A 13,631-nucleotide genomic window follows, 5' to 3' on the forward strand; every position below is an offset into this window, starting at 1 on the left:
CAGGGGTCAGTGCATTCATTTCGAAGCGGACAGTGAATCCCTCAGCGGGGCGTAGGCCGAAGCGTAGACTGGAAATGCGCTTCTTCCTCCACCACAGCAGCTCTCATAAACAAAAAGACCGCCAGAGCTATTAACTCTGACGGTCCAGCATACTAATCGATGTTTTCATCCATAAACGATAGAGAGAATTCACCTGAGAGTAAATAAAGATAACTAGACACGTTCCCTTTTGGCTTGATGATCTGTTTGATCGCCCGGACATATAGCCTGATCTGGCCTTCGTATCGTCTCTTCATCTCTTCAATGGCTATGTCAGTCGCCTCTTTTGCCATCCAATCTGTCTTGAAATCGATCAGGACGAGGCTTCCATCCTGTTCCTCCAACAGGCAATCAATGACGCCTTGGACGACAACCTGTTCATCGCTCTCTTCACCTAACTCCGCTTCTACTTCATAAGCAGGAAGCACGAGGGTAAATGGCAGCTCACGATGCACGACCGCCGCCGACTTCATTCGCTGTCCCAAAGGATCAGCGAAGAATCGGGCGATCTGGGGAACATCTACTGCTTGTACCTGCTCGTCAGTCAAAAAGCGGCGTGCCGCAAGTGCCGTCACCTGCTCCCGAATATCCGCTTCATCCAGCGGGCGCTTCAAATCGAGATGCTGGAACACTAAGTGCGTGATTGTCCCTTTTTCGGCTGCTGTCAGTCGATTGGATTTTTGCTCAGACAAAAACTTTGGCTTTTCCGTAATGGACGGCAGTGTGAGTGGCTGTCCGCCTTTGCTGACTTTGGCGTGTCGTTTTAATTCGCTGACACTCCATTTCGCAGCTACGCGTGGCGCAATTGGATGCGGGTCCTGCCATCCTAATCTTTTGTCGACAATCTCTCGCAATGTCTCATCTGACGGTCGTTCCTCGATTGCCTCTCGTCTGGTCATGCGCTCCCAGAAAGACGCCTCCTCGTTGGTTGACTCTCCTTGGGCACGGAGCTCATCGGCCTGATAGAAGTGATACGACCAGACCGAATCATCCGGCACACTTCTGACTCTCACGACTTCTCCTGAGCCTTGTTGCTCTGGATATGCCCGCAGTAATCCCGCACCAGGATGTCGCAGCATCGCACGTCCTACCCAGTCCAGGTATCCTTTTGCCTGAATCAAGTCTTCGTCACTGAGCCGCTCGCTGTCATCCTGTCTGCCCCAGTCCGTCACACTTTTTGCCAGATCCTTGGATGAACCGACGAGAATGAGCTTCTCGCGTGCGCGCGTCAAAGCCACATAGAGCACGCGCATTTCCTCTGCCAGCATATCCCGACGGAGCTTTTGCCGGATGCCCAGCGCAGCCAGACTCGGATAGCGCAGTTGCATGGAGGGCTCCACTGCCATCGGGCCAAAGCCCAGATCTTTATGTAGCAAAAACTGGCTTTTCAAATCCATCGTATTAAACTGCTTGCCCATGCCCGCCACAAAAACAACAGGGAACTCTAGCCCCTTACTTTTGTGGATCGTCATGATGCGTACGACATCCTCGTTTTCCCCGATGGTTCGTGCTTCGCCCATATCATTGCCCGCTTCTTGCAGGCGGTCGACAAAGCGCAAAAAGCGGAACAAACCACGATAGGAGCCAGCCTCATATTGTCTGGCACGATCATAGAGTGCACGCAAATTGGCCTGACGCTGCTGACCGTTTTCTAGAGCCGCCACATAATCGAGATAGCCTGTCTCCCGGTACAGCATCGTCAACAGCTCCGATAAAGCATCTCTGCGAGCCTGAGTCCGCCATAGATCCAATCGGACAAAAAACTGTCGCAGCCTTTTCTCCCAAGACTCATGGGCTGGGCGTTCTTCTGCATATTGAAGTACAGCTTGGTGAAACGGCCCTGTCGCGTAGTGAATACGAATTTGAGCCAGTTGCTCCTCCCGCAAGCCGACGATGGGAGACCGCAATACAGCTGCCAATGGAATGTCTTGTAGCGGGTTGTCGATGACACGCAGCAAGGAGAGCATCGTTTCTACCTCTGTCGCCGCGAAGTAACCTGCCGTTTGCTCCGCATATACGGGAACTCCTGCCGCGTGCAGCTCCTCTTGCATCGTCTGCCCCCAGCCTGAGGTCGCACGAAGCAAAATAACGATATCGCGATAGACCAGCGGGCGCATTCCCCCAGCCTTTTTATCGAAAACGAGCAGTGGCTCTTCTCCCTCGCCCGGCTCCATCCAGCGACGAATACGGCTGGCGATTAGGCGTGCTTCGAGCTGTGCAACACTCGCTTCCTCTGCGGACTCTCCTGCTGCCTCGGGAATACCTGCTTCGGCCTCATCTGTCGCCTCTGCAACTACCGCCTGTCCTTCTTCTGCTATCGCTGTATTCCTGTCGATCAGATGCATCTCTGCCTGCAAACGGTTCGGCTGTGCTTCTGGATAAGACGCACGATTGATCAGCTCCGCCGAAGGATCATAACCGATCTCACCTACCCCGTGAGACATGATCTGACGAAACAAAAAGTTAACGGCATCTACGACTTCCCTTCTACTGCGGAAGTTCGCCGCCAGATCTATGCGCCGACCGATGCATGCTTCGTCAGCATCACCATCTTTTTGATAGGTCACATATTTTTCGAGAAACAGCTTCGGCTCCGCCAAGCGGAACCGATAAATACTCTGCTTCACATCACCCACCATGAAGCGATTCGCTGGCAGACTATTCATCCCGTCACGGGAAACCATTTGCAAGATTGTCTCCTGCACGAGGTTGATATCCTGATATTCGTCTACCAGCACTTCAGCGAACTGTTCTCGCAATTGGGTCGAGATAGACGAAGGAACAGTCTCCCCGGACTCATTCGTTTCGGTTAGAACGCGCAGAGCAAGGTGCTCCAGGTCGCCAAAGTCAACTAAGCCACGCGAGCGTTTCTCCAATTGAAAAGCATCCGAAAAGGATGTAACGAGCCTTGCCAAAGTCTGCATGTGAGGAGCAATCCGCTGCAAATCCGCGACATACTGCTCGGATGTCGTAGAAAAGTATTGCTCGATTTGCTCTGCCAGTTCCTTCTTCACGCTGTTTCGCAGTTCTTGCACCTGCTCCTTCACGAGGGGATCTGTGCCTTTTACTGGGGGCAGCTTGGTAAATACAACCCCACGAACAGCTTCGACAGTCGCTTCCCAGCCATCTCTGCAAACCGCTCCGGCACGCTGTAGGGCAGCTGCTTCCGCCTCAAGCAAAGGCAAATAGCCAGCAGGTCCTTCCGAGGAACCTGCCAACAGGACTGCCCTGCGCATCTTCGCGGTCATTCCACCGAGTGCCAGCTCCACAGAACGCAGCACGCTTCTGGTCCACTCCAGCCCATCCAGACCGTTTTTATCTTGCACCTCAAACATTCCAGCCGCTTCCCCGAGCCATTGTTCTGGTGCCGGATGACTGCGCGAAAACTCATACAGCCTGAGCAGCAATATGGTGAGGGCATGATCGTCCTGACCGTCCAGCATCACATCAGCTAGTGCATGAAAATCCACGTCATTTTCGTACCAGCTCTCCAGCTGTTCCTCCAAGACATCCTGCCGCAAAAGCTCCCCTTCCATCTGATCGGCAATGCGAAAATCAGGATCGAGTTCAATCAGATAGTAATACTGGCGCAAAATCCCCAAGCAAAACGAGTGAAGTGTCGTTATCGTCGCCCTTTGAAGCAGCGCCAGTTGTCGACGCAGGTGAGAGGAGTGCGGGTCATCTTTCAATGCCTTTCGCAATGCATCGCCAATCCGGTGACGCATCTCAGCCGCTGCCGCATTGGTAAAGGTCACTACTAACAGCTGATCGACTCCAACCGGATCCTTTTCGTCCATGATACGTCGGATAATCCGCTCAACCAGGACTGAGGTTTTGCCAGAGCCTGCCGCCGCTGCCACCAGGAGATTATTCCCGCGCTGGATAATCGCTTGCCATTGCTCGTCCGTCCATTGTTCAGGCTTGGCCTGCAATTGTTGATCCGCCATCGGTCATTCCTCCTTCTCCTGCCATCTGCTGCTCTGCCAGCATGCTCCATATTTGCTTGTTGTTCCACTTGGCTAGCTGTCGGTGCTCATTCCCGCCCGAATCTCCGTCGAACTTGCATACCGGCTTGTACGAACAGTAATCGCAAGCGGTCATCGTCCCGTTTGTGTACGGTTCGATTTTGATTTCCCCATTCGTCATGCGCGTACTGATTTGCTTCACAGTATCGCGAACGTAGGAGGTCAAGGCTTGGAACTGCTCTGCCGTTGCCACGGATGAACGTGACGAAAGCGTTCCGTCTTTTTTGATTTCAAATGGCACCAGCTCTGACGCCCCTTGCTCTACATAGCCATCCATCATTCGCGCCAGCTCTGGGTCTGCGAGCATCAAGCCTTTCATGCGCAAGCGCTTTGCCCGCTCCTTTGCCGCTTCGTCAGCCGTTAGTAAACGTTTTGCCGTCACAAAAGGATCGGCTACCTGATAGTAGAAAACGCCTCCCATTTCGGCTTTTTTCCCCAGCCATTCCTCTGCATTTGCCACGACGACATCGAGATAGACGAGCAGTTGCAAATTCAAGCCATTCCAAACGTCGGAGAGAGACAGCTGCTTGGGACTGGACTTGTAGTCAATTACGCGCAAATACGGGACCTCACTATCCAGTGATTGGTCAACGCGGTCAATCCGTCCGATTAGCTGAAGCTCCACGCCATTTTCAAGCGTTAAAGCCAATCCCGGCAAATCTGAATTCGGCCCAAACGAAACCTCCAGTCCGACTGGGGCAAAACGGCTACGCTTCGCATGCTCTCCGAGTACGTAAATCGCGCGGCCAACTGCTCGCTTCAGCTTGCCGGACAAGTATCGATACCGTGCTGTCCGCGTCAAAATGCTGCTGCGAGTCGCAGGAACCAGTTCTTCTACTACTACGTTCGCAAGCTGCATACTGTTGTCTTCCGTCAGCTTGCTCCACTCCAGATTGTCTTCGTTCATTTTTTCAACGGCTCGCTTGAGTGAAGCGTGGAAAAGCTCCCCGACATCGAAACGCTCCAGTTTGTACATCGTTCTCTCCGACAATCTGAGACCGTGGGAAGAGAAATGTGAGAATGGACATGACTGGAACCGCTCCAGACGAGACACGCTCATTTTCAGTTGTTTGCCGTACAAGGTCGTGCTCGTTTCCAAATCCAGCTCCTGCGGTCGATTGAAGTAGCGCAAGCCGGACAACAGCCACTGCTCCCGTTTGACATCGGAAGAAGAGCGAATATACCAGTCGTATATCTCCCACCAGAAGTCTGGTAGCTCTCCTGTTTTCTTCATAGATCGCAATAGCGTCAAAAGATGGCGGAACACACGTCTCGGATGTCCGAGCAAGAATGCATCCGTCTCGTGCTGCCCCGTCGGTTCGTTGTAAAACACTTGATGCGGGATATCCGGCAGCACTTCCCGGATGCGTGTAAACACGGAGGAGGGCAACAGGGCCTTGCCCTCTTCATCCGCCAACGCACAGCTCAGTATTAGCCTCTCAGACGGTCTCGTCATCGCTTGGTAAAGCAGGTAAGGCTCAGCCATCAGCCGCTGCTTCGCACTCGGTGCCAGAGACATGCCCATTTCAGCCAGTCGCTCACGCTCCGCCTCATCCAGAATCCCTTCTTCTTTTGGTCGCAATGGAATAATGCCCTCGTTTACGCCAAGCAAAAACAGAGCTTTGACATCCGGTTGACGGGAGCGCTCCATGGCCCCGATCAGCACCTGATCCAGCGCCGGGGGAACGAGTCCCAATTCAATCGTCTCCAGACCGCTGTCGAGCACACGGGCAAATGTTGGCAAGTCCATGGTCTCGTCGCCCATGACCTCCACGACCTGATCCATCAGCTCGATCAATCCCGTCCATACTTGTCCATGCACCTGTGCTGCATCAAGATCGCCGTCATTTTCTGCCTTTCGCTGCCAAGTCTCCAGCTTGTTAGGCACATCCAGCGCCATCAGAAGATTGTACAGGGCAAGGGTCATATCCTGTACGTTTTTGCCCGTTGCTTGCTTCATCTCTTTTTCAAAGGAGAGGAGCGGTGCTGCGTATTTGCGTCTCAGCTCATCGATTTTCGCGTCTTCCTCAGCGCCTGCCTGCCCGCGGAAATGCCAAGCGGACTCCTCTGCCCATTGATAGCCAAAAACACCATGGGCCAGCACGTAGTTTTCCAGTCGGTCGATTTCCTTCCGGGATGTATGCTCATCGGTGATATCCAGCAGGAGCAGGTCTGTTTTCAAGCAGCGGAAAACAGCATCGTATCGCCATTTCGTGACAATGACCTCCAATGCCGAGCGCACCAGCTCCACCAAGGGATGGTGCATGACAGAACGCTTCTGGTCCAAGAAGTGCGGGATGCCGTATTCGGTAAACACAGCGGAAATCTCATCGGCGTACGTCCCGATTTCCCGAAGCAAAATCGCCATGTCCTTCCAGCGATACCCCTCTTCTCTCGACAGAGTCAGGAGCTTCAGCGCCACAGCCTCTACTTCCGCACGCCTGTTCACCGCTGAGAGCATCGTCACTTCGTCCGCATTTCCAGGCTGATCTGGGATCGGCGGGTCTCCCCATTGGAAATACACTTGTTCGACCTGACGGAGCCACGGACTGCTCTTGAATCGCTGTGCCGCGGTCAATAAAAGCGGCTTGGCGATTGATACACCCGATTCACGTGCCATCAGTGTCAAGGCTTGGTATGTTCGCAAAGTAGGATGGAACAGACCAAGTTCATCCACAGAGGCGTCACGCTCATTCGGGTCAAGCGTCAGCGCAATCGTCACCTGCTTGGCGTGCTGCATCAACTGCTCGATCAAACGCAGCTCTTGATTCGTAAACCCCGTAAAGCCATCGATAAATATTTCAGCCTGCTTGATGTACATGGAATCACGTACCATCGTGGCCACTCGGTTCAGGATGTCGTCCGCATCACAATACCCCTCTGATAAGTAAGCCTCGTACGCATTCATAATCAAGCGAAGGTCATGTATTTTTTGATTAAGATTGGCCCCTCCCCACTCCAGATTCTCGGAATCGGTGAAGGATACCCCATACGACTTGCACTCGCTGATCAAGCGACCTAGCTGAGAAGCAAACCCAGGCTGTGTTGCGGAGCGCCCGAATACGTTCAGCTCTTCCTTGTGCCGCTCCAAAAGCATGCGCAAAACCATATGCTTCCCTAGATCGTCAACAGGCACGGTAGTCAGATCGCCCAGCTCCTGCATGAGCCTGTGAGCCAATCGACCGAAGCTGAGCACTTGTGTCCCCATCACCCCGCCTAGCTCTGGCAGTGTGGCGAGTGCATACTCTTCCTGAAAGCTGGCCTGTTCCGGCACGAGCAGAATCATAGGCGAACCCAACGGCTTTTCCCGCAGCCGGGCTTGCATCTGCCGATGGATCGATTCTGTCTTCCCCGTTCCTGCCCGTCCCAGTATAAATTGGACTGCCATGATTTTTCCCCTTCCCTACTCCATTTCCAGATGCAGCATGCTGCCTTTTCCCATCGGTTCTGCGGGTGACACGACTAGACGACGCGGCATGCGCACACGTATTTCCGGGACGTGGCTAATGACCCCGATGGTAAAATCGTCCATGCGCAGTCGCTCAAGCGCATCCATAACGACTTCCAAAAGCTCCGGATCGAGTGTCCCAAAGCCTTCGTCTAAGAAGAAAAACTCCAGGCGTCCGCCACGCATTTGAATCTCCATCGACAGGGCAAGAGCTAGCGACAAGGAGGTCAGGAATGTTTCCCCGCCAGACAATGTGCTCACTGGACGGCGCATTCCTCCAGCTCCCTCATCCCGCAAAACAAATTCGCCCTCGTCGCCGATTTCCAGCCCGTAACGGTTCGCGGTCATTCGCTTCAGGTGATAGGAAGCGTCTCTGGCGATTGATACCAGTTTTTCCTCCGCGATGAACTGGACAAACGCTTTGGCTTCGAACAACTTTTTCAACTCTTCCAAGCGGCTCTGCTCATCCTGCTGCTGTACCATCTCTTTATGAAGCTCTTGCCATTTGTCATGATTTTTTTCCATGCGATCCACGTGCTCTTTGGCGACAGCGACCTGCTTTTGCGCCTCCTGGAAGGCTTGCTCCCACTGATCCCACGCCTCTTTTGCAGTGGCGAGTTCTTCCGGCGAAAACGAACGGCCTGCTACTGCTTGCTGCAGCCTTTCTTCCTCGTAACGAAGCTGCCCTGCGATTCGCGTGTAAGCCTCGACTTGTTCCTGTGCCCTTGGCACTTGCTCGCGCTCTGCGTACCGTTCCCGTACGTACTCGACCGTACCGAGACCTGTTTCCTGCAAGCCTTGGTACAATGTCTCGTGAGCTTCGGTGCGTTGCCGGGTGAGGATAGCCAGCGTCTCCGAATACTTGACCAGATTGTTTTGTACCGTTTCCCGCGCCTCGGCTGTCTCTTTACGCTTTGTCTCTGCCAGCGTGACTGCCTGACGCAAACCGAGGAGAGAATCCTCTACCCGCATCAAACACTCCTGCGCAGTAAGTCCCCCCGTGCGTTCCAGCCATTGGGCATGTTTTTGTTCCCACATGCGCTTTCGATCCTCAAGCTTTTCCTTCAGCGCCGCTTCCCGTGATTTGCCCTCTACCTTGCGCGACTTGGCTGCTTCTACCTGCATCATCAGGTTTCCGCGCAGCGTTTCTTGCTCTGCTCGTACCTGTTGCAGTTCTGCCAAACGTCGATCTGATTTTCCGATCTCTTCGTACCGCTGTTCGATTTCCTCGATGGGAAGCTCATTACACTTTGCGTCCAGCTCTTCTCTGGATTGCTTTTCTTGCATGGATGCAGCGTCCAGACGAGCTTTATTCTCATCGATTGCCTTCTGCGCCTGCTCGAGCAACAGTGCGCTCCGCTCCATCAAGCGTTTCTTTTCCGCTTCTTCCTCACGCAAGGCTTCCAGCTGCTGCTGCAATTGCTCACGCGCTGCTTTTAGCCGCTCTCTTTCCGCTTGCTTGGCGATCAGTTCCTTTTCCTCGCGCTGATAAACGGCGAGAAGTTCTTCAAAAGAATCCACGATCCAAGGCTGTCCGTACCCGCGGCACTCTGCTTTGATCGCTTCCAAGCGCGCTTCCAGCTGTTCCTGCTCAGCCATTACGCTTGCTAGGCGCTCATCAAAAGCAGCAAGCGCTCCCTTTGCTGACAACCAAGCTTCCTTGGTCTTGCCTGCTTCTTGTTCAGCCGCACGCAAAGCCTCTTCTGACGCTTTGATTCGAGCACGCAGGGCCTCACCCTCCGTCCCCGCTTCAGACGCTATTGTATGGTTCTGGTGGCCGTGTGGATGGTGTTCGGAACCACATACAGGACACTCCTTGCCTTCCTCTAAACGTTCACGTAAAAATCGCGCCATATTTTCCTGCTGCCAGCGTTCCCATTCCTGGCGTAGCTCATCCCTTTGGGCCAGTTGACTGTTCACAAGTGCTTCGCTTGCCTCCACTGCCCCAGTCAGCTCCTGATATCGGTCATCCACCTGCTTACGCTCCTGGACGATGTGTTGCGACTTCTCCTGCCAGGATGAGAACGCCTGCAATACTTCCCGCCACTGGCGACCTACCTGCTTCATGTCTGCCAGTACATTTCTTGCTTGCTCCCATTCTGCTTCGCTCATCAGTGCCGAATCCGCTGGTGCTGCCAGCTCTTCTCTTTTTTGTACCAAACGATGAGCACACGCTTCCCAGCTACGCTTGTGCTCATCGGCAGTTTGGGTTGCTGCCTGAGTATGCTGCTGTGCTGCGAGATGTTCTTTTTCCAGCTCTCGTACCTTGGCATGGTCCCGCTCCCACTGCTGCTTCGCTTCTCTGGCTGCCGCTATTTGTGCTCGCCATTCAGGAGAGATCGTGACCTGCTTCATCTGTTCTTGCAGGTCTGCCCACGCAAGCTCCCAGTTTTTTAAGTCGGCTTCATCCTTTTCCAGTTGTTGTTCTGTGTTGGTCAAGGCGACTGACACTTCGTTCCACTCTCGCTCCAGACCTGTCCACTCTTCCCGGATCGCCTTTAGCTCCTCTTCCCACTCCTGTGCCTGCACCAGCCTGCCCTTTTGCTGAATCAGTAACGGCTCCTGTACAGCCAGCTCGGCATGGACCTTCTGATACGCTTGCTCTGCCTCATCTACAGCCAAACGCGCACTCTCCTGTTGTTCGCGGCTGCGTTCCAATGCCGCACCGGTCCCATGCCATTCCTGATCCAAACGCTCGTATTGCTGGAGTAATGGCCACAGTCGAATACTCGACTCCCATTCGCGAATCTTCGCCGTTAACGACGCCATTTCCGCTTGATTTACTTCCTGCTGTTGTAGTTGCGCCTGGACTTGCAATAGCTCCTGATGCCACTGGTTTAGCTGCTCCAGCTCCTTGAGCTTCCCGGCCAGCTCCTGTTTTTGCTGGGTGAATTCCTGCTCTTTATGCGCTGCTTCCTCCCACGTTTGTCTCGCCAACTCCAAGGCTTCCGGACCTGCGTCACCCAGAGCTGCACTCGCCAGTTGCAAACGATGCATCTGTTCCTTGACATGCTCCAATGCGTGCCGTACACGCTCGCTCAGCTTTTCCCCATAAATATGTAGGCGGAACATCCGTTGTAGCATTTCATTTCTCTCACTGCCCTTCAGCGTCAAGAAACGGGAAAATTGACCCTGTGGCAAAACGACCGCCCGGGTAAAGTCTTGCAAAGTGAGACCAATCAGTGCCTCAATCGCAGCTGTCGCAGACGTGGCTTTCGATTCCAATACGACATCCGGCTCTCCGGTCAAGGCTCCAGACTGAATCAGCCTGACTTCTGGCTGTCGCTTGTTCCCCTTTTTATCCAGACCAAATTCTCGTTCCACCGTGTATTGTTTGCGCTCATCACCAGTCCCGAGCTCAAAGGTAAAGGAAACGAAAACGCGCTGCTCCAGCTGGTTCAGCACTTCTTTCGGGTGATTTCCTCCGCCCAACCGGACGACCTGCCCGTACAACGCAAGCGTGATCGCATCCAAGATCGTCGATTTCCCGCTTCCAGTCGGGCCGAAAATCCCAAACAGTCCCGCCTGACAAAGCATTTCGAAATCGACCTCTTGCATTTCTCGGTAGCTGTGCATCCCTGCCAGTTTCAATCGTATCGGTCTCACTCTTCTTCCCCCTCTCCTCCGGTTTCTGCCAATAGCCGCTGGAACAAGGCCACCAGTTGCTCGTCTGGCTCTGCTCCCCTCTTTCGTTCATAGAAGCGTTTGAACAATTGATCGGACGTCAGCTCAGTCAGCTCGACACGCTGTTCATCTTCCTCTTCTCGTTCTTCTCTCACGACAACACGCTGTATTTTCAAGAAATCATCCGAAAGCTTGCGGACACGCTGAAATTCTGCCGGGTCGATCACGCCAGACACATGCAGCTCCAAGTCAATCCACGCTCCTGCATCGCGTCCCTCTGCCAGCCAACGTTCGACCTGCTCGATCCCCTCGGTCGCCCTCCAACGTGCGAGTGGCCGTGCGCTCGTCAAATAAATGATTTCCTCACGAATTTCTTGCCCTGGCTCAATCTCGACCAGTACAACTGCCTTGCTCTGCCCTGCTTCGGAAAAGCTGTAGGAAATCGGCGAGCCGCTGTAACGCACCAACGGCTTGTCACTGAGCTTTTGCAGTCGATGGAGATGGCCGAGCGCCACATAATCGGCGTTCTTCGGAAAAGCCTGCGGCGATACAGTCAAAGCTCCCCCAATTTGAATCGGTCGCTCCGAATCTGTTTCATTACCGCCCATGACAAACAAGTGGCTCGTAACCAAGTTGACCGTATCCTCGCGAAAATGAACAGAAAGGTCAGCAAGCAATTGCGCAATGCGCTCGGAAAAAGCAAGCTGCATTTGCTCCTGGGTAAAGCTTTCACTCAACAGCTCCTTTAATCGCGATTCAGAAGGGTACGGCAAGGCCAAAATCACCGCATTCGCGGCGCAACCAGGAATTTTCATTTCCAGCCAAGAAGGGCCTCCCTGCACGATTTGTACACGATCAGACGATGCTTCCTGCGTGAGCAGTGGCGCTTCCTTCGGCAATCCCAACAAAACGATCCCATGCTTTGTGGCTAGCGGCGCTGCTGCTCGTACCCGCTCGGGCTGGTCATGGTTCCCCGCGATCACGACAACACCTCGCCTGCCTTCCGAAGACAAGCGCTCCAATGCATCATAAAACAGCTCTTCTGCCCAAGCAGGGGGATTGACTGAATCATACACATCCCCAGCAATGAGCACCAAATCCACTTCCCGCTCGTCAGCTATGTGACAAAGCTCGTCCACAAATGCCGCTTGCTCAATCCGTCTGTCCCGCCCTTCCAGCTGCCTACCAAAATGCCAGTCGGCTGTATGTAATATCCGCATGACTTCTATCACTCTCCACGATCATGTGTTTGCTTTTCATTGTAACAAAAGACAGCGCTGTTCGCGGGTTGAAATTTACTCCACTTCCCCGTAACTTTTGTTCATAACTGTTCGTCTTCCAACTGAAAAGATCGCGATTGTCGATCTCATCCCGGAAAGGAGCTCGTTATCGTTGCGTAATTCCCACCTGTTGCTCACTATGACAGTAGGTCTTGCCGCCTCCAGTCTCGTCCTCACTGCCCCCTCTTCCCTTGCCTCCAAAGAGCCTACCAAGACCCAAGTAATGGATTGGATTAACAAGCAAGCCAAAGATCCAGTTGTAACCGACAACTTTGATTTTCAGCTCGTCAATCTGGATGATGACCGGGAACTAGAAATTGCTGCCAAGCACAACGGCAGCGTACATATCGGAAACTTTTACATTTTGGATCAAAAGCCAGATCGTACGTATGCCCTCATCGCGGAAGAGGAATGGAATCCACCGCGCCTGCAATTGGATCATTGGGACTATACACGTGAAGAAAATTACCCCGAGATCGACAAGAACGCTGAAGATGAACCGCGTCTGCTCGCAGGAAAACGAGTTTTTGAAACAGTCCAGCATACTGGCGGATCAGGCATATCCATTTACGAGGCAAATCTGTGGTATTTGGAAAAAGGGCGTCTGGTCAAAGCATGGGATGGGCTGTTGCGGGAAACGGTTTCTGTGCCGGGAGGTCAGCTTTTTCAGACCGTAGGCAATTATCAAATCGTGCATGGCGAGGATGAAAAACCACTGCTCTACCACTGGCAAACGAAGCAGGAGCTGAACCCGGATACAGGTGAACTGCTGCCGGGCACGCCTGAGACGACGTTACAGATTTACCGTTGGGAAAATGGTGCTTTTGTTCCGATAAATGTTGAAAAACCGTCTGGGCAATAGCCTGACGGTCTGTAATTCGATGTCCACTATCGGTTGTGGTGGGGGGGAGAAGCCCTGTCACATGTTCTCCAGTCGCCTTTTTCCTCTCTTCGTTCGGGCGGTCTCCTTCCGAACATGTGACAGGGCTTCCCGACAGCTATGCATGTGCTCTGAGACTTTACATCATTCTGAAAGTAGGACAGTGAGCTTCTTTGAATCCACTCGCAGATTGTTTTATCAAAGTCGCGTAGGAAGAAGTGCATTTCCAGTCCAAGCGCCTCTGGAGCCCCACTCAGCTATGAAATAAATGGCTGGGAATTTCAGCTTCACTTATGAGGCACTTCCTCGAAACTTCAACGTTTGAAGCGCTCCCG

The 13,631-nt window shown here is 53.3% G+C and carries 5 protein-coding genes; 1 reads left to right on the forward strand and 4 read right to left on the reverse strand.

Annotated features, from left to right (window positions below):
• Window positions 1-152: 152 nt before the first annotated feature.
• Genes addA through C7R93_RS29630 form a run of 4 tightly spaced genes read right to left on the reverse strand, consistent with a single transcriptional unit; the run spans window position 153 to window position 12,356 of the window.
• The gene (gene addA / locus C7R93_RS29615) at window positions 153-3,986 is read right to left on the reverse strand and encodes a helicase-exonuclease AddAB subunit AddA (RefSeq protein WP_106842134.1); all 3,834 of its coding nucleotides are present in this window, start codon (window positions 3,984-3,986) and stop codon (window positions 153-155) included.
• Window positions 3,955-7,452 carry a helicase-exonuclease AddAB subunit AddB gene (addB, locus tag C7R93_RS29620; protein ID WP_106842135.1) on the reverse strand — a complete coding sequence of 1,166 codons (3,498 nt, stop codon included), beginning with the start codon at window positions 7,450-7,452 and terminating at the stop codon, window positions 3,955-3,957. Before addB ends, addA begins: the two co-directional genes overlap by 32 nt.
• Window positions 7,453-7,467: 15 nt before the next feature.
• On the reverse strand, window positions 7,468-11,118 hold the full coding sequence (locus C7R93_RS29625; protein ID WP_106842136.1) for an AAA family ATPase: 3,651 nt from the start codon (window positions 11,116-11,118) through the stop codon (window positions 7,468-7,470).
• A complete protein-coding gene (locus tag C7R93_RS29630) occupies window positions 11,115-12,356 on the reverse strand; it encodes an exonuclease SbcCD subunit D (RefSeq protein ID WP_106842137.1) in 1,242 nt (413 codons plus the stop codon). Before C7R93_RS29630 ends, C7R93_RS29625 begins: the two co-directional genes overlap by 4 nt.
• 172 nt (window positions 12,357-12,528) lie before the next feature.
• On the opposite strand from C7R93_RS29630, the gene C7R93_RS29635 reads away from it, so the two are divergent.
• Window positions 12,529-13,278, forward strand: a complete 750-nt coding sequence (locus C7R93_RS29635; RefSeq protein WP_106842138.1) for a hypothetical protein — start codon at window positions 12,529-12,531, stop codon at window positions 13,276-13,278.
• Window positions 13,279-13,631 lie beyond the last annotated feature (353 nt).

This window comes from Brevibacillus fortis, assembly GCF_003013395.1.
Classification (GTDB): Bacteria; Bacillota; Bacilli; order Brevibacillales; family Brevibacillaceae; genus Brevibacillus; species Brevibacillus fortis.

Coding starts and splice junctions, on each gene's coding strand:
- addA (WP_106842134.1), bottom strand. CDS start 3,986: ATGGCGGATCAACAATTGCAGGCCAAGCCTGAACAATGGACGGACGAG.
- addB (WP_106842135.1), bottom strand. CDS start 7,452: ATGGCAGTCCAATTTATACTGGGACGGGCAGGAACGGGGAAGACAGAA.
- C7R93_RS29630 (WP_106842137.1), bottom strand. CDS start 12,356: ATGCGGATATTACATACAGCCGACTGGCATTTTGGTAGGCAGCTGGAA.